General features: G+C 64.9%; 35 protein-coding genes and 1 tRNA gene. 18 read left to right on the plus strand and 18 right to left on the minus strand.

The window, feature by feature from the left end; genetic code table 11:
* Nucleotides 1-80 precede the first annotated feature (80 nt).
* The 13 genes from QPR87_RS02545 to QPR87_RS02605 all read right to left on the minus strand — a co-directional run bounded on the left by QPR87_RS02545 (nt 81) and on the right by QPR87_RS02605 (nt 11,143).
* Complete coding sequence (locus QPR87_RS02545; protein ID WP_285048162.1) at nt 81-2,162, minus strand: head maturation protease, ClpP-related; 2,082 nt, start codon at nt 2,160-2,162, stop codon at nt 81-83.
* Entirely contained in the window at nt 2,155-3,654 is a 1,500-nt protein-coding gene (locus QPR87_RS02550) for a phage portal protein (RefSeq protein ID WP_285048163.1), read from the minus strand. The genes QPR87_RS02545 and QPR87_RS02550 overlap by 8 nt, the downstream gene beginning before the upstream one ends.
* Before the next feature lies 1 nt (nt 3,655).
* On the minus strand, nt 3,656-3,856 hold the full coding sequence (locus QPR87_RS02555; RefSeq protein WP_072462889.1) for a phage head-tail joining protein: 201 nt from the start codon (nt 3,854-3,856) through the stop codon (nt 3,656-3,658).
* Entirely contained in the window at nt 3,856-6,039 is a 2,184-nt protein-coding gene (locus tag QPR87_RS02560; RefSeq protein WP_285048166.1) for a phage terminase large subunit family protein, read from the minus strand. Before QPR87_RS02560 ends, QPR87_RS02555 begins: the two co-directional genes overlap by 1 nt.
* 16 nt (nt 6,040-6,055) lie before the next feature.
* Nucleotides 6,056-6,748 carry a DUF1441 family protein gene (locus QPR87_RS02565; RefSeq protein WP_285048167.1) on the minus strand — a complete coding sequence of 231 codons (693 nt, stop codon included), beginning with the start codon at nt 6,746-6,748 and terminating at the stop codon, nt 6,056-6,058.
* A gap of 98 nt (nt 6,749-6,846) precedes the next feature.
* Nucleotides 6,847-7,632: a hypothetical protein gene (locus QPR87_RS02570; protein WP_285048168.1), complete on the minus strand. Its 786-nt coding sequence runs from the start codon at nt 7,630-7,632 to the stop codon at nt 6,847-6,849.
* 30 nt (nt 7,633-7,662) lie between these two features.
* A complete protein-coding gene (locus QPR87_RS02575) occupies nt 7,663-8,304 on the minus strand; it encodes a hypothetical protein (protein WP_285048170.1) in 642 nt (213 codons plus the stop codon).
* Entirely contained in the window at nt 8,301-8,891 is a 591-nt protein-coding gene (locus tag QPR87_RS02580; protein ID WP_285048173.1) for a hypothetical protein, read from the minus strand. The genes QPR87_RS02575 and QPR87_RS02580 overlap by 4 nt, the downstream gene beginning before the upstream one ends.
* A 258-nt stretch (nt 8,892-9,149) precedes the next feature.
* Nucleotides 9,150-9,770, minus strand: a complete 621-nt coding sequence (locus QPR87_RS02585) for a hypothetical protein (RefSeq protein WP_285048175.1) — start codon at nt 9,768-9,770, stop codon at nt 9,150-9,152.
* The gene (locus QPR87_RS02590; RefSeq protein ID WP_285048177.1) at nt 9,767-10,051 is read right to left on the minus strand and encodes a DUF6378 domain-containing protein; all 285 of its coding nucleotides are present in this window, start codon (nt 10,049-10,051) and stop codon (nt 9,767-9,769) included. The genes QPR87_RS02585 and QPR87_RS02590 overlap by 4 nt, the downstream gene beginning before the upstream one ends.
* Nucleotides 10,048-10,230: a hypothetical protein gene (locus tag QPR87_RS02595; protein ID WP_230999194.1), complete on the minus strand. Its 183-nt coding sequence runs from the start codon at nt 10,228-10,230 to the stop codon at nt 10,048-10,050. Before QPR87_RS02595 ends, QPR87_RS02590 begins: the two co-directional genes overlap by 4 nt.
* Nucleotides 10,227-10,928, minus strand: coding sequence for a hypothetical protein (locus tag QPR87_RS02600; RefSeq protein WP_285048179.1), 702 nt, complete (start codon nt 10,926-10,928; stop codon nt 10,227-10,229). Before QPR87_RS02600 ends, QPR87_RS02595 begins: the two co-directional genes overlap by 4 nt.
* The gene (locus QPR87_RS02605; RefSeq protein WP_285048180.1) at nt 10,925-11,143 is read right to left on the minus strand and encodes a hypothetical protein; all 219 of its coding nucleotides are present in this window, start codon (nt 11,141-11,143) and stop codon (nt 10,925-10,927) included. Before QPR87_RS02605 ends, QPR87_RS02600 begins: the two co-directional genes overlap by 4 nt.
* A 53-nt stretch (nt 11,144-11,196) precedes the next feature.
* Between QPR87_RS02605 and QPR87_RS02610 the strand changes: the two genes are divergently transcribed.
* Nucleotides 11,197-11,478, plus strand: coding sequence for a BrnT family toxin (locus QPR87_RS02610; protein ID WP_285048182.1), 282 nt, complete (start codon nt 11,197-11,199; stop codon nt 11,476-11,478).
* Entirely contained in the window at nt 11,465-11,683 is a 219-nt protein-coding gene (locus QPR87_RS02615) for a hypothetical protein (RefSeq protein ID WP_285048184.1), read from the plus strand. Before QPR87_RS02610 ends, QPR87_RS02615 begins: the two co-directional genes overlap by 14 nt.
* Nucleotides 11,684-11,693: 10 nt before the next feature.
* Here QPR87_RS02615 and QPR87_RS02620 read toward each other — a convergent pair whose 3' ends face one another.
* The 3 genes from QPR87_RS02620 to QPR87_RS02630 form a co-directional block, all read right to left on the minus strand.
* Nucleotides 11,694-12,194, minus strand: coding sequence for an NUMOD1 domain-containing DNA-binding protein (locus QPR87_RS02620; RefSeq protein ID WP_285048186.1), 501 nt, complete (start codon nt 12,192-12,194; stop codon nt 11,694-11,696).
* 148 nt (nt 12,195-12,342) lie between these two features.
* Nucleotides 12,343-12,612, minus strand: a complete 270-nt coding sequence (locus tag QPR87_RS02625) for a hypothetical protein (protein WP_116220798.1) — start codon at nt 12,610-12,612, stop codon at nt 12,343-12,345.
* Nucleotides 12,613-12,692: 80 nt separating this feature from the next.
* The gene (locus QPR87_RS02630) at nt 12,693-12,917 is read right to left on the minus strand and encodes a hypothetical protein (RefSeq protein ID WP_072462876.1); all 225 of its coding nucleotides are present in this window, start codon (nt 12,915-12,917) and stop codon (nt 12,693-12,695) included.
* A 612-nt stretch (nt 12,918-13,529) separates the two neighbouring features.
* Between QPR87_RS02630 and QPR87_RS02635 the strand changes: the two genes are divergently transcribed.
* The 12 genes from QPR87_RS02635 to QPR87_RS02690 all read left to right on the plus strand — a co-directional run bounded on the left by QPR87_RS02635 (nt 13,530) and on the right by QPR87_RS02690 (nt 19,734).
* Nucleotides 13,530-13,970, plus strand: a complete 441-nt coding sequence (locus QPR87_RS02635) for an HIRAN domain-containing protein (RefSeq protein WP_285048188.1) — start codon at nt 13,530-13,532, stop codon at nt 13,968-13,970.
* 331 nt (nt 13,971-14,301) lie between these two features.
* Nucleotides 14,302-14,736 (plus strand): hypothetical protein, encoded by a 435-nt coding sequence (locus QPR87_RS02640; RefSeq protein ID WP_285048189.1) that lies wholly within the window; start codon nt 14,302-14,304, stop codon nt 14,734-14,736.
* Nucleotides 14,736-14,882, plus strand: coding sequence for a hypothetical protein (locus QPR87_RS02645; RefSeq protein ID WP_230999201.1), 147 nt, complete (start codon nt 14,736-14,738; stop codon nt 14,880-14,882). The genes QPR87_RS02640 and QPR87_RS02645 overlap by 1 nt, the downstream gene beginning before the upstream one ends.
* A 131-nt stretch (nt 14,883-15,013) precedes the next feature.
* Complete coding sequence (locus tag QPR87_RS02650; RefSeq protein WP_285048191.1) at nt 15,014-15,283, plus strand: hypothetical protein; 270 nt, start codon at nt 15,014-15,016, stop codon at nt 15,281-15,283.
* 5 nt (nt 15,284-15,288) lie between these two features.
* On the plus strand, nt 15,289-15,615 hold the full coding sequence (locus QPR87_RS02655) for a YfdP family phage-associated protein (protein ID WP_230999202.1): 327 nt from the start codon (nt 15,289-15,291) through the stop codon (nt 15,613-15,615).
* Between the two features lie 27 nt (nt 15,616-15,642).
* A complete protein-coding gene (locus QPR87_RS02660) occupies nt 15,643-16,500 on the plus strand; it encodes a DUF2303 family protein (RefSeq protein ID WP_285048192.1) in 858 nt (285 codons plus the stop codon).
* A gap of 67 nt (nt 16,501-16,567) precedes the next feature.
* Complete coding sequence (locus QPR87_RS02665; protein ID WP_230998652.1) at nt 16,568-16,855, plus strand: hypothetical protein; 288 nt, start codon at nt 16,568-16,570, stop codon at nt 16,853-16,855.
* A 348-nt stretch (nt 16,856-17,203) separates the two neighbouring features.
* Nucleotides 17,204-17,527 (plus strand): hypothetical protein, encoded by a 324-nt coding sequence (locus QPR87_RS02670; protein ID WP_285048195.1) that lies wholly within the window; start codon nt 17,204-17,206, stop codon nt 17,525-17,527.
* Nucleotides 17,524-17,763 carry a hypothetical protein gene (locus tag QPR87_RS02675; protein ID WP_285048197.1) on the plus strand — a complete coding sequence of 80 codons (240 nt, stop codon included), beginning with the start codon at nt 17,524-17,526 and terminating at the stop codon, nt 17,761-17,763. The genes QPR87_RS02670 and QPR87_RS02675 overlap by 4 nt, the downstream gene beginning before the upstream one ends.
* Entirely contained in the window at nt 17,760-18,410 is a 651-nt protein-coding gene (locus QPR87_RS02680; RefSeq protein ID WP_285048199.1) for an HNH endonuclease signature motif containing protein, read from the plus strand. The genes QPR87_RS02675 and QPR87_RS02680 overlap by 4 nt, the downstream gene beginning before the upstream one ends.
* Nucleotides 18,407-18,646: a helix-turn-helix domain-containing protein gene (locus QPR87_RS02685; RefSeq protein WP_502921589.1), complete on the plus strand. Its 240-nt coding sequence runs from the start codon at nt 18,407-18,409 to the stop codon at nt 18,644-18,646. The genes QPR87_RS02680 and QPR87_RS02685 overlap by 4 nt, the downstream gene beginning before the upstream one ends.
* The gene (locus tag QPR87_RS02690) at nt 18,616-19,734 is read left to right on the plus strand and encodes a tyrosine-type recombinase/integrase (RefSeq protein ID WP_285048202.1); all 1,119 of its coding nucleotides are present in this window, start codon (nt 18,616-18,618) and stop codon (nt 19,732-19,734) included. Before QPR87_RS02685 ends, QPR87_RS02690 begins: the two co-directional genes overlap by 31 nt.
* Nucleotides 19,735-19,758: 24 nt before the next feature.
* Here the strand turns inward: QPR87_RS02690 and QPR87_RS02695 are convergent.
* Together QPR87_RS02695 and QPR87_RS02700 are read right to left on the minus strand one after the other, a co-directional pair.
* A tRNA-Arg gene (locus tag QPR87_RS02695) sits at nt 19,759-19,835 on the minus strand.
* Nucleotides 19,836-19,879: 44 nt separating this feature from the next.
* A complete protein-coding gene (locus QPR87_RS02700) occupies nt 19,880-20,362 on the minus strand; it encodes a GNAT family N-acetyltransferase (RefSeq protein ID WP_011748090.1) in 483 nt (160 codons plus the stop codon).
* A gap of 278 nt (nt 20,363-20,640) precedes the next feature.
* Here QPR87_RS02700 and QPR87_RS02705 point away from each other — a divergent pair, with 278 nt between their 5' ends.
* From QPR87_RS02705 to cysW, 4 genes are read left to right on the plus strand one after another with little or no spacing between them, the layout of a single operon-like run.
* Entirely contained in the window at nt 20,641-21,756 is a 1,116-nt protein-coding gene (locus QPR87_RS02705) for a sulfate/molybdate ABC transporter ATP-binding protein (RefSeq protein WP_285048204.1), read from the plus strand.
* Entirely contained in the window at nt 21,753-22,751 is a 999-nt protein-coding gene (locus QPR87_RS02710; RefSeq protein ID WP_104491967.1) for a sulfate ABC transporter substrate-binding protein, read from the plus strand. The genes QPR87_RS02705 and QPR87_RS02710 overlap by 4 nt, the downstream gene beginning before the upstream one ends.
* Complete coding sequence (gene cysT / locus QPR87_RS02715) at nt 22,748-23,593, plus strand: sulfate ABC transporter permease subunit CysT (protein ID WP_104491965.1); 846 nt, start codon at nt 22,748-22,750, stop codon at nt 23,591-23,593. Before QPR87_RS02710 ends, cysT begins: the two co-directional genes overlap by 4 nt.
* Nucleotides 23,593-24,417: a sulfate ABC transporter permease subunit CysW gene (gene cysW / locus QPR87_RS02720; RefSeq protein ID WP_285048429.1), complete on the plus strand. Its 825-nt coding sequence runs from the start codon at nt 23,593-23,595 to the stop codon at nt 24,415-24,417. Before cysT ends, cysW begins: the two co-directional genes overlap by 1 nt.
* Nucleotides 24,418-24,465: the final 48 nt, after the last annotated feature.

The following is a 24,465-nucleotide window of genomic DNA, read 5'->3' on the forward strand; positions in this document are numbered from 1 at the left end:
CGCTCCGGAATTTCAGTGTGATGAACGACAAGAGCCGCCTCGCGGGCGGCTCTTTGTCAGGGTGATCTCATCGGCGCCGGTCAGCCGGGGTTCTTCCAGCCGCCGCGGAAGTCGGCGGCGCCGAAGCCGAAGTCGTGTTCCACCGTCATCGAGAAGCCCTGCGTGCCGAAGGGCTCTTCGGTGCGGACACGGGGCGCTTCCTGCCCTTCCAGGAAGCCGTAGACCCAGCACGGCGCGCGCTCGGACAGCAGATACCAGGCGCCGTCCTCGATTTCCGTGGTCACCACCGGCTTCAGCTTGCCGGAGAACGGGTTGACCGCTTCCGTCGCGGTGGGCGTGATCTGCGCCACGAACATTTCGGCCGCCGTTTCGTTTTCCGGTCCGACCAGCAGGATGGACGGCGACAGGTTCAGCTTGAGCCCGTCGATCGATTCCTGCACGCGCATGGCGGCCCGGCCGGCCGAGACCGTATCGGCCTCGATCTCACCGCCCGCAGGGGCGAGGTTGTTGCGGGACGCGTGGAACAGCGGGTTGCCGTCCGACAGCACCGCCGTCAGCGCCCCCGAATAGAAGGTGCGCTCCTCGAAATGCGCTACCGTCTCGCCGTAGCTCGACAGCAGATCGTTGATCGCCCCCAGATCGTCGTTGATCATCATCTGACGGCTGATGGTCAGACCGCGCGCATAGGGCACGATCACGGCGGTCTCGCCGCTTTCCCCGAAGGTGCCCCATTTGATCTCGCCTGTCTCGCCGACCGGCAGCAGCATCGGGAAATCACCCGCCCGGACCAGCGGCATGGGCCGGAAGTCGCGGAAGTTCTTTTTCTTCGAGATGCTGCGATAGGTCGGCTGGAACTCGCTGTAGCGTTCCAGCAGCACCTTGTTCAGCGCGTTCTGGAAGATCGCCGGGAAATCCGAGGTCGAATGCGATGCATCCATGAACACGGTGACCTTGTCGCCGGCCGAGCGGATCTTGCCCCGGTGCCCGATGGCGGCCGCGGCCATCTCGACCAGCGACATATCCATGTAGGGACGGGCCGCCGGCGTCGAGGGATCGCGGCCGGTAATCTGGGCATGCAGCGCCGACGCCATCGCCGTGCGACGCGTCGAGCGCTCGTCCCGGATGATGGAGCTGCGCGGCGCACCGGGCCGGGCCATGGTGGCGCCCCTGGCATGTTTCATCTTGTACTCCTTGGTGGCCTGCCTGATGGTCAGCCCGCGCTTGATCCAGCCCATGGCGATATCCGCGCCGATCTTACGCGAAGCCGCAAAGTTGAGGATCGCCGTGGCGTGGGCGTTGGGTTCGTCCTCTTCCTCGGCTTCGGTATCGACCTCTTCTTCGGCCTCGGGATCGTCGTCCTCTTCGGCTTCCGGATCATCCTCCTGTTCGAGTTCGGGATCGTCCTCTTCGTTCAGTTCGGGATCGTCCTCTTCCAGGCGCTCCTCTTCTTGATCGTCCATCTGTGCGCGCCCCTGCGCCTTTTTACCCTTCGGCATCGCTTTCCCTTTCTGCTTGGGTTGAGACGGCGCGGCCATCATCGCCGCGATCATCGATACGTTGGCCTGCCTCGCCAGCCCGTCACCGATCTGCCGCAGGCTTTCGGGAGCCTTCGGATAGAGTCGGTAGTCGAAGAGCGCCGCGGCGGCCGCGTCGGTGCCCTCATCGGTTTCCGTGGCAAAACCCGCTTCGACAGCGTCAGGGCCGTCGAAATAGGTTTCCGCCTTCATTATGTCGCGCGCCTCCTCGACCGAGATGCCGGCGCGTGCGGCGTAGATGCCGGCATAAGCATTCGCGAGAACCGAGAGCGATTTCGCCGCGTGCAGGTGATCGTCCTCTGTTCCACGCCCCTGCGTCCACCAGTTGGCCGGATCGTGGACCATCATGATCGAGCCCAGGGGCATGACGATCTTGTCGCCAGCCATGGCGATCAGCGAGGCGGCCGAGGCGGCGATACCCTCGATGATGACCGTGACCTCGCCGTCATAATTCTTCAGCGAGGTATAGATCGCCTGTCCCTCGGTCGCGATGCCGCCGCCGGAGTTGATACGGACGGTCAGCGGCCCCGACATGCCCGCGATCATCTCGCGAACCGTCTTGGCCGTGAAGCAATCCTCTTCCCAGAAGGAATTGCCGACCGTCCCGGTCAGGAAGATTTCATTCATCGTTGTGGTCCTTGTCGGTAAAGGTCGGATTTTTCCTCGACACGTCCGCACGCGGATCGCTGTCGAAGGGCAGGCCCAACTGGTCGGCCTCCTCCTTGTCCTGCAGCTGCTCCTGCAACAGCCGCTCGGGATCGACGCCAAGCTGGCGAACGACGCCCTGACGCGACTGGAACCCGGAGCGAACCGCCTCGCGCAGCGCCCCGAACTCCCGGGCCGGATCGACCAGGATGCGATGCGGCGGCACCCAACTAAGCCTGACAGTGCGGCGATCTTCCCAGATCAGCCTCTGGAACATCTCGTCATCCTCGGCCTCGGCCCAGGCCTCGACGAACCAGCGGCCGAAGGGATGAAGGAACATCGGCACCATCATCAGCCATTGCCAGCGGGAGATGTTCCGATCCATCTCCAGCCGGCCGATGCGGGCGGAACTGAAGTTCACCCCGCTGAGATCGCCGGTCAGCGCCTCATAGGTGATGCCGACGCCCATGGCCGCCGACCGCAGCACGCTCTTCTGGAAATCGCCGAAATCGCCGACTTCCGGCGGGTCGGAGAATTCCATCTCCTCGTCTTCGGCGATCTCCATGATCACGCCGGGCTGGAGCGTCCCGCCGAGTTCGTCTCTCGGCTTCCGATCCGCGCCCATGCGGTGAAAGGCGGCGAAGCATGCGGCGATCTTCTGGCGCATCAGATGCGCATCTTCCGAATCGTCGATGTTCAGCAGCTTTTCAGCGATGGGCGTGTACCAGCTGACGCCCCTGGTTGCCCCCGGCCGGTCGAAGGCCCGGAAAACATGGATGATGTCTTCCGCCGGCACCCGTTCCGAAATGTAGGGCGACGATCCGGGGCGCCACTCGCCGCCGGGATGCTGCGTGAAGAGCCAATAGGCAACCCGGTCTCCGGTGTCCTTGTCGTACTCGATGCCCTCGCGGATCTCGTTGCCCTCGATCGAACGGCCGAACCGGCTGTCGTCGATATAGTCCGGCTCCAACACCTCGATCTGGAGAGGCAGCGCCAGCCCGGCATTTGCCGGGCGGTGCCTGCGGATCAGAACCTCGCCGGCATCGACGATGGTGTTCATCGCCGCAGTTTGCAGCCCGTAGAAATTCAACAGGCCGTTGCGATCGATATCGGTGGTGTCGAGGTGATCCTCGATCAGATCGAGGCCGCGCGCGCGAATCCTCTTCTGGACCTCATCGGCCAGCCCTTTCGAAGGCTGGATCTTCGGGATGATACCGTCTCCGACCACGTTGCCGGTGATGACCTGCTGCACGCGCGCCGAGAACGGCGTGTTGCGGATCATGTCCCGCGCATAGAACGCAATCATGCGCCGGTTGCGGCCGGCAAGGTCGGCATCCGACCCGCTGGGACGAATCCCGTCGTTGCGATAGCCGAGCCTCGCGGCACGGTAATGCATGGCGATGGTGCGGGCCTTCTCGCGCTGCGCCGCCCGGCGCGGCGACAGCGCCATGATGACGCGATCGAGAATGTTCATGTCACCCCCGGGAGAAGGTCGGCAGATGCAACCCGCCGCGCCGCGACAGGCCGGCATCCAGTTCCGCCTCGATGACGGCGGCAAGCTTCAGCATCTCATCGAGGCTGCGGAAGGTGACCTTCTCGCCCGCCACCTCAAGCGAGGTGACCCCCTTGGCGATGTTCGCCTTGAGCGCGGCAAGGTCCGCTGCTGTATAGGCCATCAGAGCCACCTTCCTCGTTTCTGGATCCAGCCACCGCGACCAGGCGCCGCGGCTGCCGCATGCACCGCCCGGCGCGCCGACGGCGGTGCGACTGGCGCCGGCGGTGTCGCCGCATCATCGGTTTCGTTTTGCTCGGCGGCGGGCGCCTCATCCTCTGCATCCACCGCGACCAGGATCAGGTGCGGGTTCTTTTCGCCCCACGACGCCCAATCGACGGGATCGGACCAGTCGATCCGCTCGCCGCCCTTGATGATATGCATCGCCCGCGCCTGGACGAGATGGTCCAGGCTTTCGTTGCGCACCATGCCGGGCCGCTTGGCCCAACCGTCATCCTGCCGGCGCTCGGCGGTGAACTCGGTCAGGTGATCATCACCCATCCATTCCGGGATCAGGCACGCATTGATATGCCCCGCATCCGCCCGCAGCGATGCCATGACGGCATCCTTCAGCCGATCCGTGGCCATGAACAGGATACTGATATCCTTGGCCACCCGGCGGCGCTTGGCCTTCTGGCTGGCGCTTTCCGGCGCCTTCAGCCAGACCCGGTCGGGCTTTTTCAGCCCGCCCTCGCCCCGGGTCAGATACCACCGATGGCCCTGCCCGGCGCGGCGGCGACTGCGATAGAACCGATAGGCGTTGTCGGTCGTGGCGCCGCCGCCATGCATGTCGATACCGATGGAAAGCGCCGTCATCCGGGCGCCGCTTCCCGCAACCGGCCAACTGCGATCCGCCAGAGGTTCGAGAACCACCCAGTCCTCGGCGATTTCGAACGGCTTCACCGTCCTTTCGTCGTCGCCCGGGGCCTGGAACAGGTCGAACCTGTCGATCGGCATATGCTGGCCGTTCTCGCCCCAGGCCGTCGCCCCGACGACGAACCGGGTTCCCTGAACGTCGACGGACACCGTGATATAGCGGGCCCAGGCCGGGGCGACGCCTTTCGGCAGGTCCATGCCGCGGGCCTTTTCGCGCAATCCCTGCACGGTCACCTCCAGTTCGGATATTGCCGAGCGCGGGAAATACGGCTGCGCAAGGCCGGTGTTCATCACCGTCTTGAGCTTTTCCTCATCGCCCGTGGCCTCGAATGTCTGGACCGCCTGCCGGTATTGCGTCACCAACTCTCTCCAGGACGCAAAGGCCGCTGCGGCGCCGTCGAGCCAATAGCTCAGCATGTCCGTCTTTCGAACCAGCCCGCTTTCTATCGGCACCAGGGCCGGCAATCCGTCCGGGCCCGGCACGCTGCTTTCGTGCAGCCACCGGCCGGCGCTGTTCAGTTCGCGCTTCAACTCGTGGCCGAATCCCTGGCGGCAATGCGGGCAGATCATCTGCGCCGCCTCGCCGGCCTCCATGGGGTCCGCGCTTTCGGGATAGCGCAAGCGCCGGAACGACGGCTCGAACTCCTCGCCGCAGATCGGGCACGGCCAATACCACCGCCCGCGCGTTCCATGCGGATAGAGCGACAGCACGCCGTATTCCACCGGCGGGCAATCGTGCGGCGTGACCGGCTTCCACGCTTCGTCCTTCAGCGGCGCGCCCGGGCTGCTTTCGACAACCACCATGCCGCGCGAAAGATAGGTCCGCGCCCGGGCCCGCATCAGCGAATAGGCATCGCCCTCGCCGTCGATGCTTTCCGGGAAGTGGTCGTAGTCGGTCCCCAGGACGAGACGGATGGTCGCCGAACTGAGCTTGGTGATCGTCGGCCAGTCCAGGGTCAGCTGCGTGCCGCCCGTGAACAGCTTGTGATAGATATTGTCGGACCCCCTGCCCTGCGCCTGCCGGGCGCGAAGTTCCGGGCTGTTGCGCACCATCGGCGCTATCTTGTTGCGCTCGAACTCGGCCGCCGCCTCGCGCGTCATCTGGAACAGCGCCACCCGCCCCGGATCGGCGCAGATCGTATAGGCGATGGCGGATTGCAGCATCTGCGTCTTGCCCGACTGGGACGGGCCGCAGAATGCCATGCCGCGATAGGCGCGCGACGCGATCATGTCGGTCGGCTCGACCATGTACGGCGTCACGTCGCGGCGGAACGGCTGCCACTGCCCGGAGACGTTGACCCGCATATACTTTTCCGCCGCTTCGGTGACCGAGATCTTCTCGGCCGGCCGCCAGGCGGGAATCGCGAATTTCAGGGCAACGCGCGGGTCGGCATAGGGCGGCAACGGTTCGAAGCTGTCGAGCGTCCGCATCCCTTGCGCACCTTCTTCAGATCAGAAGCCGCGCCCCCGGTTCAACGTCCGGCAGGTCGCGGCCCTGCAATTCTTCCTCATCGATCCTGTCCGCGATGGCGCTCAGGATGTCGGCGCCGATACGGCCCACCGCCGCCACTTCCGGCGGCGCCAGGTCCAGCTCCCGCTCCAGACGGTCGGGCATGGATTCGATGCCGTCGCGGACGATCTTGCCGACGCTTTCCAGCAGCTCGATCACATCGGTCAGCGGCACCAGCTGGCCGCGCCGGCGCTGCGCCTCAGACCAGCGCATGTCCGCTTCGGCCAGTTCGCGACGCTCTTTCGCGCTGAGTTGCGCGGCCGGGTTGTTGACATCGACGCCCAGGAACTCCGCCCGCAGCAGGTTGATCTGGTTCTCGTTGTGCCGCGATCTGGTTTCGGCCTCGGCCTCGCGCGCATGGCGCCAGGCCCAGCAATGCGACAGGCGCAACACGTAGGCCCGGCCGTTGCCGCCGACCTGCGCCACCGGCATCCCGTCGCGGATCCATTTCGAAACCGTGTTGACGGTGGTCGAGAGCGCCTGGGCGATCTCTTCCTGGTTCATGTCCGCGTCGAGCACGCCGTCCGGCAGCGGGAAGCGGCGGAGCTTTTCGGCAAGATCGTCGCCGACCTCGACGTCGAGGAGCTTTGGCGCATCATCCTGCGCCGGCGTGTCAGACCCCAACAACAACCCCATCTCCCTGATTTCACTGGCCTAAAAAAATTTGCGAACATCGGGGCGCGAATGACCCCCGACAGATCGTTTTCGAGGAAGGACCCGACCGGATTTCAGTCGGCCGAGGCCCGCCGCTCGACCATCTTCGCGAAGGTCCGACGCAGGTGCCCCGGAAGCCGGTCCCGAAAGACCTCCTCGGCCCCGTCGAAGAACCCGAGCCGCTTGTCATAGGTCGGCATGTACCGGGTGAAATGCAACACCTTGGCAATCGACCCGTCGGGGTTGCGCTTCCAGATGCCCGGAGAAAGTTTCGATCCCTCGCGCGGAACGAAGAACCCGGCCCTGCGCTTGTTGCGCTTCCGCGCCACCTTCGTTGTGTTCGAGGTGGTGTCGCGCTGCGCCTGCACCGCCGAAAGCGCCTGGTTGCGCTCTCCGGTCGACCAGTTGCCATGCGCATCGAGCTTGGCGCCGCCGGCAGGAACCGCCGCAGCGATGATGCCCGTATATGCCAACCGCGCATCCAGCAGACCTTCCAGACCAGTCTGGCCGCGCTGACCGCCGAACTCCTGAACCTTCAGGTAATGCCGCTTTCCGACCGTGGGCCGTTCGATCACTTCGGCCTCAAGATTGCTGGGCCGCGCGCCCCTGATCGTGAAGGCGTTCTTCGTGAACCGGGTCGGTCGGTCAAAGACTTCGCCCATCCGGTCCTGCACATGCTTCAGCACATCGGCCGCGGTGTCGTTCAGCGCCCAGGTCGCGGCAACGTTGATATCGCGATCCGCCAACCGGGACATATTGGCCTGCAACTCCCGATCATCGACGCTGATCTTGAGCATCACGGCACCCCGGAAATGAGAAGCGCCCGCGAGGATTTCTCCTCGGGGCGCACCTGTGGTCACTGCAATAGGTCAACTATTTTTGGTGCACCGTCAATCCCCTTTTCGCCAAGGCGACAGTTCAGGCAGTCCATCCACCAGATGAACATACGTGAGCGCCAATGAATTGCCCAGAACGGACAGGAGATGGAGGAGCGCGCCATACCAATTCAGATACGTCCGGCGCGCCGCGGCAATGCTGGCAGGCGTCCCCGTGTAGATCACCGGACAAGCAGGAAACCGGCGCTCTCGGCGAACTCGGTGTCTGTCCCGCCAGACCCAGATATCGCCCTTGACCTCATGGGCGGTGAAGCCGGTATCCGTAGCATCCCATCCGCACGGAACAACCGCGAACCGCTCGCGCTGCCCCCAATCCGGCACCCGCCGCGCCCGGGCGCATTCAGCAACCAGCAGCGCCATGCGCCTGCCGCCCACCCCGATGGGCAACGCCTCGACCGCCGCAGCGATGATCTGCGCATCGGGATGCGGATCGCTGGTGCCGCCGCCATCGACCCGACAGCCCAGCTCACGATGGCGCTGCAGGATCCAGATGGTGTCGACCCCGGGCCGGTCGAACTCATGCGCCCCGGTTTCATCGAAATCGATCCGGGCATGTTCGACCGCAAAGGCCCATTCCAGCGCCTGCTGGATCGTCATCTCGCGCACGGCGGCGCGCCTCGGCCACATCGCGTTCATGCCGCCGGCCCCTCTTTCCGCTTTTCGTCCTGCATGGCCCTGATCTCGGCCATGTCGCGATGCCAATGGGCGTGGAACGCCTTCTGATCCTCGGTCGCGATACGCGCCGCGATATTCTCCTCGGCGATCCGCAACCGGCGCTGGTTGTCCGCCGCCTCCTCGCGCAACTGCTTTTCCTTCCAGCCGCCTTCGACGAAAGGCGGCGGGCCGTGCCGCTTGACCTCCTGATACATCTCGAAGGCCCAGCCCTCGGCCACGGCCCGGAACCCGAGGCGCGAGGTCATCATGCTGCGCACATAGGGATAGGTTTCCGGCGGGGCCGGTTTCAGGATCATCGCCGTTCGCCTGATCTGCGCCTCGGTCGGCCATTCGCCCTTGACCGACAGCGCCACGATATGATCGCGCAGCCCGGCCAGTTGCTCATCATCCAGATAAGCCAGCCAGGACCGCAGCCGCGCCAGCATCTTCGCATGGGCTTCCGCGCTCATGCGCCGGCCCTCGCCGTCCTTGCCGCGCTTCAGCCCCGCCAGAGGTTCCAGCAGCAGCGTATCAACCCGCTCTTCGGCTTCAGCCTTTGTCCCCGTCATCGCCATCGTCATCTTCTCCAGCCTGCTGACTTATCCACAAGCCACACCGGCTGAAGTCCGGGCTCGGCCTATATCCTTTCATTTCTTTTCTTCTCGTTTCTTTTCCTTTCAGCGGTCACAGAATCCGGGCAAAAAAAGGGGCCGAACGCGCAGGAACACGGAAAATTCCGTGATCTTCCGTGTTCATTCCGTGTTTTTCTGTGATTGTTCCGGAATATTCTGTGACGGTCACAGAATGTGACAGAACCGCACGAACCATCATCCGCCCTCCTCGATCTGGTATTCGTCGAGCGCGCTGCGGATGAACGCCTCGCGGCGCTGGCTGTCCGGATAGCGGTTCTCCAGCCAGTCGTTGAAGCGATCGACAAAGGTCGGATCGCGCAGCAGCTGCACGGCGCGAATCCGGGTTTCGATCATCTCGCGCAGATCCTTGACCCGCTTTGCCCGCCGCCGTTCATCGCGCTCGGCCCTGTTCTTGCGGCTCGACTTCATCGCCTGCAGGGCGACCTCGGTCACCACGGGATGCGCGAGGCGGATTTCGCCGTTATCGCACATCACGCGATGCCAGTTGTGCAGCGGTGAGACCTCGCGGCGGCAAAGCGCCTGCCAGTGATCGACCGAGATGCTGAGGGTTTTCGCCAGCAGCCTGTCATCCGTCGGCAACGTGCCGATGGGCGTTTCATCGTGGCTCTCGCAGAACAGCAGGAAGCCGAACCAGCCGACCTCCGGTTCGGCGAGGTTGCGGAACACGCTCTTGCGCCAGCGCTTCAGGTTCCACGGCACGAAGAAATGCGCATCCAGGCGATCCTCGGCCGAGATGGGGTATTCCGGCAGATCGGAGGTCGATACCAGCCCGAGGCTGCGATTGGCCGCGCTCATTCCGCACCCCCTGTCGCGATCTCTCCCCCGCAGGCCGCATAGCCGGCGAGGTCAACCCAGTTGTCGGCATGGGCCGGATTGGTGGCGCCGCGAACGAGCTTGAGGCCGGCCATGTAGAGCGCCACGTCGAGCACGGTGCGCGGCCGGTCACCGCGCGCGGCGTCCAGGGCATCCCAGACCTGCGCGATGGCAGCAAAGCCGTCCTCGGCGCGACCATGGGTGGCGGCGCGGTCGCGGGTGACGTAATCGCCCGCCGTGGATAGGATTTCGGTGCGGATCACGACTTGTCCCTCTCGATCCGTTGATGTTCAGGCCGACCGACGATCCGTTCGGCGAGCTGCCGCAGGGCGGCATGCGCAGCCTGGGGCGTCACCGCCAGCAGGGCGGCGAGGAAGATCATGACCCCGTCACGGATGCCGGCGCGGTATGCGTTCTGATGGCGGATGCGGTGCTTGCTCACAGCAGCACCCCCTGATGCAGCGTCTGGCCGTCCTCGCGGTTCATGAACCGGAATGCCGGTTCGGCGCCCTGCCGGTTGCGGTCCCAGATGAACCAGGCATTGCGCTGGGGCGGGCTGCCCTCGCCGGTGAAATCCAGCTTCCAGCGCATGAGGTAGCAATAGGAGAACGGCTGTGCGTCCAGCAACGCCCCGAGGCCGTTGGCCCGCGCCGCCGGCCAGTCCCAGGACAGCAGCAGGGCAAGGTAATCCCAGCCCGGCATGTCCAGCGTGTGGCGCAGCCAGCGACCGTGGCCGTCCCGCGCGTTGATTTCGCAGAATGGCGGATTGGTGATGATCGCCCGCGCCGGGCTGCGGTCGAAGGAATAGAAATCGCCGATGGTCGCATCCTCGCAACCGCGGTCGATCAGGTCGGATGCATGGCAGGTGATGCCGGCGGCGCGGATCTCGCGCACCAGCGCCCCATCGCCGCAGGCCGGTTCCCAGACGCTACCGCATTCCCGAATCCGGGCGCCGTCGCGGGCCAGCAGGCCGCGCACGGCTTCCGGCTGGCCTGTCGGATAGAAATCCTCGGCACGGCGCACCTCGACACGCGGCCGGACATGGATCGGGGCCTCAGGCATCAGCGGCAGCGGCTCTTTGACCGTCGCACCCTGGCCGCTGATGGCCCGGAAAAGCGGCTTGGCGGAGGGCGCGGTCATTGCCGAAACCCAACATGCTTGGCGAAATGCAGCCTGTGGAACGTAGTCGTCAGACGATCAACGATTGGCCGAGGATCGAAATCGCCCTCGTTCAGGCCATAGGCGCAAGCGTCAGCCAGCAAGGCAATCGCATCCTCGGGACGCGCTTCATGAGCCAGGGCCTCTTCCCACAACGCAAAGGCGGTCTCCGCGACGCGCTTCTGTTCATTGCTCATGCCGCTACCCCATAATTTTCATACACACCTTTATTGACCGCCAGAATATCAGTGTGTATATAAATCCCATGGAACTGGATTGGGACGAACAGAAGCGCGAACGCACCCTGCAGGAGCGGGGCCTGGACTTCGCGTCCGTCGCGCACGCGGACTGGGATGCCGCGTTGACGGTCGAGGACAGCCGCACGGATTACGGCGAGACCCGCTTCGTCAGCCTCGTCCCTGTCGAGAACCGGCTTTGCGTGGTGGCCTGGTGCTGGCGCGGCCAGAAGCTGCGCGTCATCAGCCTGCGGAAGGCCAATGCAAGGGAAAGGAAACGCTATGAAGAAACGTGAGCCGCTGATCGGCAAGAACGGCGAAGTCCGCGAGCTGGACGATACCTTCTTCGCGACTGCGAAGCGCGGCCGCCCGGCCATGCCGGCCGCCGAACGGAAGGTGCGCATGAACCTGATGATCGAACCCGAGATCGCCACCGCGCTCGACAAGCTCGACAACAAGAGCGCCTTCGTGAACGAAGCGCTACGCAAGGCGTTGGGGTGAACGACGGCAATCATGCCGCCCTCTCGCGCTCAGCCAGATAATCGTCGCGGCACTGCCGAATCGTGGCGATCACCGCCTCGACATCGACCGCGCGTCCCGAAACCATGCGGCTGCCGCGCGGCGCCGTCTCGGGCCGAGGATCGGGGCCGGCGATTTCGACACCGGGAACCGGCGCCAGCTTGACGCGGCGGGCACCCTCGCTCCCGGCCGGCCGATCCCGCTGCACCGTGCCCGCCCCGCGCAGATGGCCGTATTCGCGCAGGTGATGGTTGATGCCATCCTCGCTCATACCCAGGCAGCGGGCGGCCTCGGCAACCGTCGGGACGAAACTGCCATCGGGCAGCGCAAGGCCGCGCGGATCACGCAGCGCCGCCATCCGTCGCTGAAGCCGGGACAGATCGCCATAGGCCCGCAGGTGCTTGTAGATCGTCTTGGCCGTCACGCCGAGTTCGCGCGCTGCTGCCGCCACACTGACATAGCCCGAGATTGCTTCTGCTGGCCGTCCCGTCATTGCTTTCGCGCCCCCTTGATCCGTTGGAAAAACCTTTCCGACTGCGACTTGAACCGATCGGCCGCAGCGGAGGACTCGCCGGCCAGCCGCAGGGCCCGCCGATGGCGGGCCGCGTAATACCGCTGGGCGATGCGCCACCAGACCCGCATCACTGCACCTCCGGGTCGATGACCTGAAACACGGCCTCGGCGCCGACCAGCGCGATCACCTTCAGCACATAGCGAAAATGCGGGGCGTTCTCGCGGCGCAGCCAGTTGCGCACCGTGCGAGAGGTCACCGGGCGGCTGTCCGAGGTCAGAACCTCGGCCGCAAGCTCGGCCAGTTCGTTCTCGCTCCGCGCCTCGGGGAAGGCCCGCCAGAGCAGCCCGGCGAACCAGGCGCGCTCGGCCTCCTCGCCGCCGCATTTTCGGAAAGACATTTCAGATGGTCCTGTGCTGTTGTGTCCCCGTGCAGAAGGACGATCACCAGAACGGAAAGAGGGCGCGGGATGATGAACAGTCATGCCGCGTCCTCGGGAGGTTTTGCAGGCTCGGATGTGGGCCAGTTCTGATCGAACCACCGCAATGCCGCCAGAAATCGGCGAGTAGTGATGTCCGCACCGCGGCGCAGCGCGCCGAGCTTCTTCGTATCCCCAAACACGCGGTACGAGACCGTAGAATCGTCTACGATGCCGGCTGCCGCCTTGTACGCATCGGCTCGGGCTATGAGATCATCGATATCCATGCCCAATGGATGCGGTTTATATACCGTATTGTCAACGGTATTCTAACCGGATGCGGTTGGCGCGCTGGACGGTAAATTGACCGTATGTCGCAACTTGCTGAAATACTTGCCCGCATTGATCAGGCCCGCGAAATGTCGGGCGGCAAGCCCCTGTCTGATCAGGCTATTTCCAGTCTAGCTACCGGCAAGCCGCGAGGTGACTTGATCCGAAATTGGCGGCGGGCGGTCAGAGAAGGGCGGGAAACCTCCGCTCGGCTAGATTCGCTCGGAGCTGTAGCCGAGGTCTTGGGAGTATCTAAGGAGTGGCTAGCCACCGGCGCCGGTTCCAAGGAAGAGCTAACGGAGATTGAGCAACAAATTCTCAACGAGCTGCGGCGGGTCCCCGAGTCTCGACGAGAGGAAGCCGCTCAGGCTGCTCTTGCGACGGTTCGCCTTGCCCAGCACTCGCAGACCGGAGAGCCTTAAGCAACAAAAGCTTTTGCAAATACGACAACTTACGTACTTCAGCCATGAATTCCCGCTCATCCATCCTCCCCTCCGACTCTCAAGAACATTACGAGAACTTTAGGCGAGCATCCGCCGATCATGCAACCAACCCAACAGGACATGCCGATGGGAATTTTGAAATGGCTGTTCGGAAAGCCCACCCCGCGCCCACACGAGACAAGGGATGTGATCCTGACAACCCTGCCGGATCCTCCACCTAACGGCAGAGACTATCCGTATGAAGCCGTGGGAGAATCCCACTATCAGCGCGAGTTGTCTCAAATCTGCGGAGGGAAGACCGAGGATGGCTATAATCTTCAGCGTCGGGCGGAGCTTCGCCCCGAGCCGAACAACCCCCACGACAAGAATGCCGTAGCGGTTCACATCAGCGGGAAGAAGGTCGGATACCTCTCGCGAAAGGATGCAATCCGCTGGAACAAGCATCTGGCAGAGCTCGGCCGCCCAGGCGCAACTACCGGCGCTGACGCAATGATCACCGGAGGATGGCTTCGTCGCGACGGTCGGGACATAGACGAGGGCGATTTCGGGGTGAGGCTTCGGCTGTAGCCAAGAATCCGCCGCCTCGGGACAACGCGGGCAGAGCAACGGGTCGATCTCGCCGCGGCGCACAAGCAACACGGCACTATCTGACGCCAACACACCAAGGATTATCAGCCTTATCAATTCCACCTCCTCGCCCGCCTCAGGCGGGCTTTTTCCTTGGGCCGCAGTTTGGCGCCAACAGGCACGCACCGCCGCCCATCCTGCCAGCAGGACGCCAAGGGCGAATCGGTTAGAAAAACAGCAATGCGGTATGTTTACCGTTCAGTTGTTGACAGCGGTATATTAACCGTTATGGTCGAACCATCGGCACGCCGCCGACTGGGAGAACGACGCGATGCTTTCGACAGGTCAGGATGATGCGCGCTGGGATCGCGAGAACCGCGAAGCGCGCGCCGATTTCGCAAAGGTCGACACCTATCTGTGTCGCACCCCGGCCCGGTTGCGCCGCGCTGCGGCTGAGGCGGGTGAGATTGCCCTGCGCGCCGTGCACCGGCGGCAGGATGGGGTTCCGGTTCATGACTTCGCGCCTGGCGGCGATCCCTTTGTGATCTACGGGGTTCCCGAGGCTGATGGCCCGGGTTCCGGGCGTCGGCCGATTGCCTGGGGTGCGGTGTTCATCTGGATTTGGGTTGTCGCGGTTGTTCTGTTCGGGCTGGGGCTCGGGTGGATGATCGGGCAGCTTGACGGAAAGACGATGCTGGACCTGCTGTCGCCTACTGCGGTGCAGGCTCGCGAGGCGGGCTGGGTCTCTCTGTCGGAGGGGCTGTGATGCAGCAGCATTTCGCCATCCGGCGTCGGGGCAGTCATCAGGCCCGGCTGCTGAGCGCCGCGATGCTGGCGCGTTTTTTCGACAACCGGGATCCGCGCGAATGGACCGTGCCCGTGCCGGTCTGCGCAACGGAATGGGTGGCCTGACGGCTTGTCGCCACCCTCACTTGCTGGCCGCTCTGGGCTTGAGTTCCTCCCTCCCTCCCGTGCCCGGGGCGGCCAGCGCCTTTGCTTTCATACCGCGCCCGGCGGTTCCGGGCTTGCAGAGGAGCTTTTGAATGGACACGCCTTTCGCTCACCCGCTCGGCTTCGAAGCTACTGACATGGTCAGCGGCTTTTCGGGCACGATCACGGGGCGCGCAGACTACATCAGCGGCTGCCGCCAATATTGTCTCCAGGCGCCCAGCAAGGACGGCGAGTTCAAGCAGGCGCAGTGGTTCGATGAGGAACGGCTTCAGGTTCGCCCGGACCAGCCCGGCATGCCGCAGGTGATGGCCACGAAGACTGGCGGCCCCTCCGACAGCGCGTCGGCCGCGCCGGTGAGGTGATTGCCATGGCCGCGCATGAACTCAACTTCCTCGAATTCATCCAGAGCTTCCGCCGCGGCGAGCTGCTGGAGACCGGCGACCAAAAGCTTTCTGAGCTGGTCGCCGCCATTCGCGAAACCGGCGGCAATGGCAGCCTGACCTTCAAGGCCAGCTTCAAGACGAACAAGGCGGGCCAGATCGAGGTGGTGCCGGAAATCACCATCAAGAAGCCGAGCCGCAGCATGGGCACCGGGATCTATTTCGCGTCCGATTCCGACCGCCTGACCCGCCGCGACCCCAACCAGATGGATTTCGAGGACGAGCTGGAGCGCCGCCGCTCCAGCGAAGCCTGATCCGCATCAATCGCCAAAGGAGACACCATGGCACCGAACCCGAACCAGCCGCAGGGCACCAACATCCTGCTTGAAATCGATCCGCGCAACGCCCTCGACACCGCGATGGAGGCCGCGCGCATCGCATCTCCGGTGATCGACGGGCCGGACGGCCGCACCTGGGCGGCGCTGCCGGAGCGCATCAAGCTGCATGATATCAGCGACCCGAACCGCTTGCCGTCGCGCGTGCGGCAGGCAGTGACCGTCGATGATCGCGCCTCGCTTTCCGCCTATATCAACCGCTACAAATCCGACCGTTCGATCATCATCGCGGATTTCGATGCGCTGACGATCTCGGCCCGGCTGGACTGGCACGATCACAACCAGGGCGATGCCTTCCCGGCGCCGGGGCACAATGCCCATGCCGTGACTCTAGCCCTGCGGCCGTCCGAGGAGTTTTCCCGCTGGGACGAGATGGAGGGCAAGATCCATCCGCAGGCTGATTTCGCGCGGTTCCTGGAAGAGAACAGCGTCGATGTCGGCACGCCAGAAGCCGCGACCATGATCGAGATCAGCCGGGATTTCGAGGCGACGGTGGGGCAGGTCTACAAATCCGCCGTGCGCCTGGACAATGGCGACCGCAAGCTTGTGTTCGAAAGCGATACCAAGGTTCAGGAGGGGGTGATCATCCCCGAGAAGTTCACCCTCTCGATCCCGATCTACAACGGCGAGGAACCCGAGGAGCTGACCTGCCTGTTCCGCTGGCGCGCGGCTGGTGGCGGTGCTGTCGGGTTGGGCTTCCAGTGGCATCGCGTCGAATACCAGCGCCGCGCGCACTTCGCGCAGATCGCCACCGCGGCCAGCGAGGAGACCGGGCTTCCGGTCTATATGGGCCGCTTTTCCTGACCTGACCATTCCGGTGCGCGGCGCTGCGGCGCCGCCATCCCGAATGGTTAGCTGTCAGGAGGCACCGATGAACACGGCGCATCGCCTTGAGTTTTTTACCGACGTGGATGGAGACCCTTGGGCGTGCTTTGCCTGGGGTGACGTGCCGCCCGCCACGATCACGCGCGAGCGGATCGTCGAGGCTGCCGAATATTATGCCGGCTATACCGAGGACGATCTGGACCTCGATGATTTCGAGGTGACGCGCTTCTGGATTCGCACCAACGAATCCTCGGCCGAGTTCGACGAAATGTGGTGCCGCTGCCAGGCCGAGGATGATCGCGCAGTTCTGGTCACGGGGGTGCAATTCCAATGACCGGGACAGAACTTCTGCCCTGCCCGTTCTGCGGCGGGCCCGCGAGCCACACCGGCGCCGCCGTCCGGTGCAACAACTTCGCCTGCAACACCACTATGACGCCGCGGTGGACGAAGGACGTCGTCGGCTCCGCCAAGAGTGACCCAGATGTGCGGTTTGCCCTGGCGAAGGCGGATTGCATGAGGCGGTGGAACCAGCGCAGCGAGGCGGCGCCGAGGACCACAGAGGCAGCGAGGGTGCTACTGGCGGCATGCCCGAACCCGATCTTTGACCACCTGAAGCCCAAGGCCATGGCCGATCACGCCATCGCGGCATGCGCCGATTTCTGGGGAAGTCATGGGAGGAAGCTTGATGCCTAAGAAGCCAATCGACCTGCAATCGATCCGTGATACCGTCGCCGATTTGCGGGCACGCCTGGACGCCCTACCCGCGATTAGCAGCGACGCCGGCGATCTGGCTGACCAGCACCGACAACACCGCGCGGCGGCCGAGCTGTTGGCCGACCACCTGCGCACCGCCTATGGCGCGCGGATCGCCGACAAGGCCTGGACCAACACCATCCGCATGCACGGCATCAACTCCAGCGGCACGGCCGGGCTGCAACAGGCCTTCCGCAATTGGATCGCTGCGGCCGAGCGCAAGCTGGCCACCATCGAAGGAAGCTCACGATGAAAAACAAGCTTGGAGATCTGAACAACCACCTGTTTGCCCAGCTGGAGCGCCTTGCCGACGAGTCCCTGACGCCCGAGCAGATCGAACAGGAGGCAAAGCGCGCGGATGCGATCGTTTCCGTCGCCGATCGCATCGTCGGCAACGCTGATCTTCAGCTGAAGGCGGCGAAGCTGTTCGCCGAACACGGCCAGGGCGTCCTGCCCATGCTGCCCAAGATCGGGAGCAGCGACGTATGAAAGGTCGCGCCATCGACTATGAGCCCGAGGAACTGGCGTGGATCGAGGCGCATAAGGAACTGCCCCGGACAGAAGCCCATGCGCTGTTCTGTGCTCGTTTCATGCGCCAGGACGTGTCGCTGGCAAACTTCATGGCTCTGTGCAAGCGCAAGGGATGGTTCACCGGACGCACGGGGCAATTCGTCCCCGGGCAGGTGCCGCATAACAAGGGCAAGCCAATGCCTGAGCATGTGCGGGCCAAGGCCATGGCCACGATGTTCAAGCCGGGCCAGCGCCAGGGCGTTGCCGTGCGGCTCTACAAGCCGATCGGCACCGAGCGAATGAGCAAGGATGGCTATCTGGAGCGGAAGATCCACGATGGCCTGCCGCTGCAATCCCGCTGGCGGGCTGTCCATTTGATCCGGTGGGAGGAGATGCACGGCCCGATCCCGGTCGGGCATGCCCTGAAATGCCTCGACGGCGACAAGACCAACACCGACCCGAGCAACTGGGAAGCGGTGCCGCGCGCCTTGTTGCCGCGCCTCAATGGACGCTTTGGGCGCAGCTACGACAGCGCGCCGGCCGAATTGAAGCCCGTCATCATGACGACGGCGAAGCTGGAACATCGGGTTCGGGAGGCGAGGAAGGGTAAGAGGAGGATGGCGTGATGGGTAAGCACGAGCCAGCTTTTGCGCCTCGCCTTCTGCCTGCGCCCGAGGCCGCGCATTATCTCGGGATCAGCGAGACCACGTTGCGAGGCCTCGGCCTGCCCAGGCGTATGCTGGGGGGCAAGCGCCTTTACGACAGGCTGGCGCTTGATGAATATGCCTCTGGCCTGCCCATCGAAGGGGAGGAAGGCGAAGGCGTGAACACATGCGACGAAATCCTGCGAGCAATGCGGTGAAGCTGAAGCACGTCAAGACCATCACCAAAGGCAACGGCCGGCAGTTCACCTATCTGGCCGTGCCAGGTCACAAGCTGGTCCGCCTGCCCGACGGCCCGAAGAACAGCCCTGAGTTCCTGATGGCCTATGCCGCCGCGCTGGCTGCCTCAGCCCCCGAGCGAAAGGGCCGGCCGGTGGCGAACGGCAGCATTGCCGCCGCGATCATCATCTATCAGCGCAGCGCTGATTTCACCGGCATGGCCACGACGACGCAGCAGCAGCGGCGACGGCACCTGAGCCATATCGCCGACACCTGGGGAAACGCGAGGCTCGTGGATCTGCGCGCCTCTCATATCGAGGCGGATATCTCCAAGCTCGCGCCGCACCCGGCCAACAACCGCCGGAAGGCTTGGAGATGCCTCTGCACCTGGGCGAAAAGGAATCGGCTGATCGCGCAAGACCCGTCAGCCGAGGTCGACAAGATCGCGACAGCGAAAAGCGACGGCTTCAAACCCTGGTTGCCGGACGAGATCGAGAAGTTCCGCAAGCGCTGGCCCATGTCCTCACCGCAGAGGCTTGCCATGGAACTGATTTACTGGACCGCCGCGCGCGCATCGGATGCTGTCAGGATCGGCCCGGGCATGGTCAGCAAGGACGGGTGGCTGACGTTCAGGCAGCGAAAGACCGGGGGAGAGGTTTCGGTGCCATTCAATCGCACCCTGCCCGGCTTTGCCATAGGCATGCAGGCCGATCTGGACGCGTTGAAAGAGGCCATCGCCCAAGCCCCGCGCCACATGACATGGCTGGTGACGGCGCAGGGCAGAGCCAGGTCTGAAAAGGCGTTCAGCAGCTGGTTCGCCGGCGCTGCGGCTGATGCCGGCATCAAGGGAAAATCGGCCCATGGGTTGCGCAAATCCCGCGCGATGGCACTGGCCGAGGCGGGAGCGACGGCGCATCAGATCGCGGCCTGGACGGGTCACGAGAGCCTGTCCGAGGTGCAGCGTTACAGCAAGGCTGCCGACCGAAAACGAATCCTCTCCGGGGCGGATCAGGAACAGAAATTGGAAACCGATCAGACCCAGAATGGAAACCGGGCGTCTAGCGCCTGATATTTAAAGCATTTTTTGATAGAATGGCGACCCCGCCAGGACTTGAACCCGGAACCTAGCGCTTAGAAGGCGCTTGCTCTATCCAGTTGAGCTACGGGGCCGCATGGCGGCAGTCATGGCGCAGGACGACGGCTGAATCAACCGCTCAATCAGCGCCTTCCAGGTCTATCGTCATGAAGACGCTGTTCGGATCGGGCCGGTAATCGCCAAAGGGCGCGGATTCGACGAAACCCGCCCGCGCATAAAGCCCGCGCGCGGCGACGAAGGTCGGCTGCACGCCCGTCTCGAGGCTCAGCCGTGCCATGCCCTCGGATCGCGCATGGGCGATCAGCGCGTCGAGCATGCGGCGCGAATGGCCACGGCCGCGCGCCTCGGCCAGCACATGCATGGACTTGATCTCGCCATGATCCGCAGCGATGCGCTTGACCGCGCCCATGCCGACCGGGACGCCGCCCTCGCGCAGCACGAAAAACGCGATTTCCGGGCTGACCAGCGCGGAGCGCGGCAGCATGTGGATCGATTCCGGTGGCGTGTCGGCATGCATGTCGGCGGTGTGGCGTTCGAACAGCAATGCCAGGTCCTCGCCCAGGGGGCTTTCCCGCCCGATCGCCAGACCCTCTCCATCCATCGCCGTGCCCCCTTGTCCGCTGCGGGGCGGACCCTAGCAGCACCACGCCGGCTTGCGAAGCCCCGTGCGTCCGGACGGCATGAAAAATAAGGAAGAATGCGCCCCGTAGCCCGGCCCAGCCCGGACGCTTTCCGCTTGGGGAGGGGCAAGGGGGAACAGCGATCCGCCGCCCGGCCAGCGGCGGGAAAACATTCGCCATGCCGCGCCATCCGCCGCGTCCCTGCGGCTTGCCGGTCCAGGATGCGCCCGCTACCTCTGCAACGGAAACGGAGGCGCCCATGTCCATCGTCATCGAGCACATGACCAAAAGCTTCGACGGCACCGCGGTGCTGCGCGGCATCGACCTGACCATCGAATCGGGCGAATTGGTGGCGCTGCTCGGTCCCTCGGGCTCGGGCAAGACCACGCTTCTGAAGATCATCGCCGGGCTGGAATGGCCGAATTCGGGCGGGCTGGTGGTGCATGGTGCCGACTGGCTGCATCTGGCGGCGCAGGACCGCCGCATCGGCTTCGTATTCCAGCATTACGCGCTGTTTCCGCATATGAGCGTGCGCGACAACATCGCCTTCGGACTGACCGTGCGCCCGCGCGCAGAGCGGCCGGGCAAGGCGGTGATCGCGGCCAAGGTCGACCAGCTGCTGGAGTTCCTGCAGATCGCCCATCTGGGCGAGCGCTATCCGGCGCAGCTTTCGGGCGGGCAGCGCCAGCGCGTCGCCCTTGGCCGGGCGCTGGCCATCGAGCCCACCGTGCTGCTGCTGGACGAACCCTTCGGCGCGCTGGATGCTGCTGTTCGCCGCGACCTGCGCGCCTGGCTGCGCGAGGTGCATGACCAGACCGGCTCGACCACCATCTTCGTCACCCATGACCAGGAAGAGGCATTCGAGCTGGCCGACCGCGTCGTGGTCATGGGCGACGGCCGGATCGAGCAGATCGGCAATGCCGACCAGATCCACGACCATCCCGCCAGCCCCTTCGTCGCCCGCTTCATGGGCGCGACCATCGAATTGCCGGTCACGCTGCAAGCCGGCCGGGCCGAGGCGCCGGGGCTGGACGGCAGCCGCCTGCCCCGCCGCGCCCTGCCCGACGGGCCGGCCACGCTGTTCCTGCGCCCCGCGGATGTGACGCCCCTGCCCGATCCCGCCGGGCGCTGGCAGATCACGCATCGCACCAGCAACGGCGCCCTGCTGCGACTGGACCTGGAGGATGACAAGGGAACGGACGGCACGGGCCGGTTCGGCATCGACCTGCCCCGCCGCGCACCCGAGGCGCAGGGCCTCGTCCCCGGAGCCCGCGTCGACCTGCGCCCCGAGGCGGGCACGATCTTTCCCGGCCCCCGCGCCCTGTCTCCGCAACCCGCCGCCGCCGAATTCCCCCGCAAGGAGAAAAGCCTATGATGATCCGCAAGCTTCACGTCGCCGCACTGGCCCTGCTCCTGGGCAGCAGCCCGGCGCTTGCCCAGGACAAGATCCTGAATGTCAGCTATGACATCGCCCGCGAGCTGTTTGAGGCGCTGAACCCCGAATTCCAGGCCTATTGGAAGGACAAGACCGGCCGCGACGTGACCATCGACCAAAGCCATGGCGGCTCGTCGAAACAGGCGCGCGCCATCCTAGAGGGGCTGCCGGCCGATGTGGTCACCTTCAACCAGGAAACCGACGTGGACGTGCTGGCGCAGAACGGGCTGGTGGCCGAGGACTGGCGCGATGCCCTGCCGAACGGCGCCTCGCCCTATTACTCGCTGCCGGCCTTCCTGGTGCGCGAGGGCAATCCCAAGGGCATCAAGGACTGGTCGGACCTGGCGCGCGACGACGTGCAGGCGGTGTTCCCGAACCCCAAGACCAGCGGCAACGGGCGCTATACCTATCTGGCCGCCTATGCCTATGCCCTGACGCAAGAGGGCGGCACGCCCGAGAAGGCGCAGGAATTCGTCGGCAAGATCTTTGCCAACGTGCCGGTCTTCGACACCGGCGGCCGCGCCGCCACCCAGACCTTCGCCGAGCGCAATATCGGCGACGTGCTGATCACCTTCGAGGCCGAGACCAAGGGCATCGCCAAGCAATACGAGGCGCAGGGCTTCGAGGCTGTGACCCCGGCGACCAGCCTGTTCGCCGCCTTCCCGGTCGCGCTGGTGACCGAGAATGCCGAAAAGAACGGCTCGGCCGAAGTTTCGACCGAATATCTCAACTGGCTCTATTCGCCCGAGGCGCAAGAGACGCTGGCCGAGAACCATTACCGCACCACGGACGAGGCGGTTACGGCGAAATACGCCGCCGAGTTCCCCGAGGTGAAGCTCTTGACCGTGGACGAGGTCTTCGGCGGCTGGGCGAAGGTGACGGCCGAGCACCTGGCCGAGGGCGGCATCCTCGACAAGGTCTTCGTCAACCAATGAGCGCCGCCGCCGCGCCGATCCGCGCGAAACGCGTGTTGCCGGGGTTCTCGCTGAGCCTCGGCACGACGCTGCTTTACGTCGCGCTGGTGATCATGATCCCGGTGATCGCACTGGTCCTGAAAGGGGCCGAGATCGGGCCGGCGCGGTTCTGGGCCATCGTCACCGCGCCGCGCACGCTGGCGGCGCTGCGGGTGACGCTGACCGCCGCCGCGGCGGCCACCGTCTTCAACGCCTTCTACGGGCTTCTGATGGCCTGGGTGCTGACCCGCTACGACTTTCCCGGCAAGCGCATCCTGGACGCGCTGATGGACATCCCCTTTGCCTTGCCGACGGCCGTCGCCGGCATCTCGCTGACCGCGCTTTATTCGGCGAACGGCTGGTTCGGCGCGCCGCTGACCGGGGCGGGCATCGAGCTGGTCTATACGCTGGGCGGCGTGATCCTGGCCATGACCTTCACCTCGATCCCCTTCGTGGTGCGCGCCATCCAGCCGGTGCTGGAGGATCTGGACCCGGCGCTGGAGCAGGCGGCGATGACGCTGGGCGCCCGACCCTTCGCCATCTTCCGCCGCGTCGTGCTGCCGGCGATCCTGCCGGCCTGGCTGGCGGGTTCGACCGTGGCCTTCGCCCGATCCCTGGGCGAGTTCGGCGCGGTGGTGTTCATCGCCGGCAACCTGCCCTTCAAGACCGAGATCGCGGCGCTCCTCGCCTTCATCCGGCTTGAGGAATACGACTACCAGGGCGCCGCCGCCATCGCGCTGGTGCTGCTGCTCATCGCGCTGATCCTGCTGGCGCTGTCGAACCTGATCCAGTTCCGCGCCGCCCGCCATCTGGAGGCGCGATGATGAGCACCCTTGCGCTGACCCACGCCCCCGGCCAAAGCCGCACCGTGCCGCGCCTGCTGATCGGGCTGGCCTTCGCGCTGACGGCGATCTTCGTCGTGGCACCGCTGGCCTTCATCTTCTGGCGCGCCTTCGCAGACGGCTGGGCGGTCTATCTGAAGAACATCGCCGACCCGCTGGTCGTGCATGCGATCTGGCTGACCACGGTGGTCGCGGCGATCGTGGTGCCGGTCAACATCGCCTTCGGCATCGCCGCCGCCTGGGCCATCGCCCGCTTCCGCTTTCCGGGGCGCAAGCTTCTGATGGTGCTGATCGAGATCCCCTTTTCGATCTCGCCGATCATCGCCGGCATCTGCTACCTGCTGCTTTACGGCCGGCAGGGCCTGCTGGGACCGTGGCTCGCCGCGCATGACCTGAAGGTCATGTTCGCCCTGCCCGGCATCGTGCTGGTCACCATGTTCGTCACCGCCCCCTTCGTGGTCCGCGAGGTGCTGCCGCTGATGCAGGCTCAGGGCTCGGAGCAGGAACAGGCGGCGGTCACGCTGGGCGCGCGCGGCTGGCAGGTGTTTTCCCGCGTGACCCTGCCCAACATCCGCTGGGCACTGCTTTACGGTGCGGTGCTCTGCACCGCCCGCGCGGTGGGCGAATTCGGCGGGGTCTCGGTGGTTTCCGGCTCGATCCGGGGCCAGACCAACACCCTGCCGTTGCAGATCGAGCTGATGTTCAACGATCTCAACACCACCGGCGCCTTTGCCGCAGCCTCGACCCTGACCGTCATCGCGCTGGTCGTGCTGGTGATCAAGGCGGCACTGGAAAGCCGCAGGTAAAGCCACATAACTGGCGGGAATGTCAGTGGACTTGACCCGTCGCCCCAC

It is taken from the genome of Paracoccus sp. SSJ (assembly GCF_030234105.1).
In the GTDB taxonomy this organism is placed as follows: Bacteria; Pseudomonadota; Alphaproteobacteria; order Rhodobacterales; family Rhodobacteraceae; genus Paracoccus; species Paracoccus denitrificans.

Excerpts from the sequence above, each read along its gene's own strand:
- QPR87_RS02545 (WP_285048162.1), bottom strand. The coding sequence starts at position 2,162 with ATGAATGAAATCTTCCTGACCGGGACGGTCGGCAATTCCTTCTGGGAA.
- QPR87_RS02550 (WP_285048163.1), bottom strand. The coding sequence starts at position 3,654 with ATGAACATTCTCGATCGCGTCATCATGGCGCTGTCGCCGCGCCGGGCG.
- QPR87_RS02555 (WP_072462889.1), bottom strand. The coding sequence starts at position 3,856 with ATGGCCTATACAGCAGCGGACCTTGCCGCGCTCAAGGCGAACATCGCC.
- QPR87_RS02560 (WP_285048166.1), bottom strand. The coding sequence starts at position 6,039 with ATGCGGACGCTCGACAGCTTCGAACCGTTGCCGCCCTATGCCGACCCG.
- QPR87_RS02575 (WP_285048170.1), bottom strand. The coding sequence starts at position 8,304 with ATGAACGCGATGTGGCCGAGGCGCGCCGCCGTGCGCGAGATGACGATC.
- QPR87_RS02580 (WP_285048173.1), bottom strand. The coding sequence starts at position 8,891 with ATGACGGGGACAAAGGCTGAAGCCGAAGAGCGGGTTGATACGCTGCTG.
- QPR87_RS02585 (WP_285048175.1), bottom strand. The coding sequence starts at position 9,770 with ATGAGCGCGGCCAATCGCAGCCTCGGGCTGGTATCGACCTCCGATCTG.
- QPR87_RS02600 (WP_285048179.1), bottom strand. The coding sequence starts at position 10,928 with ATGACCGCGCCCTCCGCCAAGCCGCTTTTCCGGGCCATCAGCGGCCAG.
- QPR87_RS02605 (WP_285048180.1), bottom strand. The coding sequence starts at position 11,143 with ATGAGCAATGAACAGAAGCGCGTCGCGGAGACCGCCTTTGCGTTGTGG.
- QPR87_RS02615 (WP_285048184.1), top strand. The coding sequence starts at position 11,465 with ATGAAGAAACGTGAGCCGCTGATCGGCAAGAACGGCGAAGTCCGCGAG.
- QPR87_RS02620 (WP_285048186.1), bottom strand. The coding sequence starts at position 12,194 with ATGACGGGACGGCCAGCAGAAGCAATCTCGGGCTATGTCAGTGTGGCG.
- QPR87_RS02625 (WP_116220798.1), bottom strand. The coding sequence starts at position 12,612 with ATGTCTTTCCGAAAATGCGGCGGCGAGGAGGCCGAGCGCGCCTGGTTC.
- QPR87_RS02630 (WP_072462876.1), bottom strand. The coding sequence starts at position 12,917 with ATGGATATCGATGATCTCATAGCCCGAGCCGATGCGTACAAGGCGGCA.
- QPR87_RS02635 (WP_285048188.1), top strand. The coding sequence starts at position 13,530 with ATGGGAATTTTGAAATGGCTGTTCGGAAAGCCCACCCCGCGCCCACAC.
- QPR87_RS02640 (WP_285048189.1), top strand. The coding sequence starts at position 14,302 with ATGCTTTCGACAGGTCAGGATGATGCGCGCTGGGATCGCGAGAACCGC.
- QPR87_RS02645 (WP_230999201.1), top strand. The coding sequence starts at position 14,736 with ATGCAGCAGCATTTCGCCATCCGGCGTCGGGGCAGTCATCAGGCCCGG.
- QPR87_RS02650 (WP_285048191.1), top strand. The coding sequence starts at position 15,014 with ATGGACACGCCTTTCGCTCACCCGCTCGGCTTCGAAGCTACTGACATG.
- QPR87_RS02655 (WP_230999202.1), top strand. The coding sequence starts at position 15,289 with ATGGCCGCGCATGAACTCAACTTCCTCGAATTCATCCAGAGCTTCCGC.
- QPR87_RS02660 (WP_285048192.1), top strand. The coding sequence starts at position 15,643 with ATGGCACCGAACCCGAACCAGCCGCAGGGCACCAACATCCTGCTTGAA.
- QPR87_RS02665 (WP_230998652.1), top strand. The coding sequence starts at position 16,568 with ATGAACACGGCGCATCGCCTTGAGTTTTTTACCGACGTGGATGGAGAC.
- QPR87_RS02675 (WP_285048197.1), top strand. The coding sequence starts at position 17,524 with ATGAAAAACAAGCTTGGAGATCTGAACAACCACCTGTTTGCCCAGCTG.
- QPR87_RS02680 (WP_285048199.1), top strand. The coding sequence starts at position 17,760 with ATGAAAGGTCGCGCCATCGACTATGAGCCCGAGGAACTGGCGTGGATC.
- QPR87_RS02690 (WP_285048202.1), top strand. The coding sequence starts at position 18,616 with ATGCGACGAAATCCTGCGAGCAATGCGGTGAAGCTGAAGCACGTCAAG.
- QPR87_RS02700 (WP_011748090.1), bottom strand. The coding sequence starts at position 20,362 with ATGGATGGAGAGGGTCTGGCGATCGGGCGGGAAAGCCCCCTGGGCGAG.
- QPR87_RS02705 (WP_285048204.1), top strand. The coding sequence starts at position 20,641 with ATGTCCATCGTCATCGAGCACATGACCAAAAGCTTCGACGGCACCGCG.
- QPR87_RS02710 (WP_104491967.1), top strand. The coding sequence starts at position 21,753 with ATGATGATCCGCAAGCTTCACGTCGCCGCACTGGCCCTGCTCCTGGGC.
- cysT (WP_104491965.1), top strand. The coding sequence starts at position 22,748 with ATGAGCGCCGCCGCCGCGCCGATCCGCGCGAAACGCGTGTTGCCGGGG.
- cysW (WP_285048429.1), top strand. The coding sequence starts at position 23,593 with ATGAGCACCCTTGCGCTGACCCACGCCCCCGGCCAAAGCCGCACCGTG.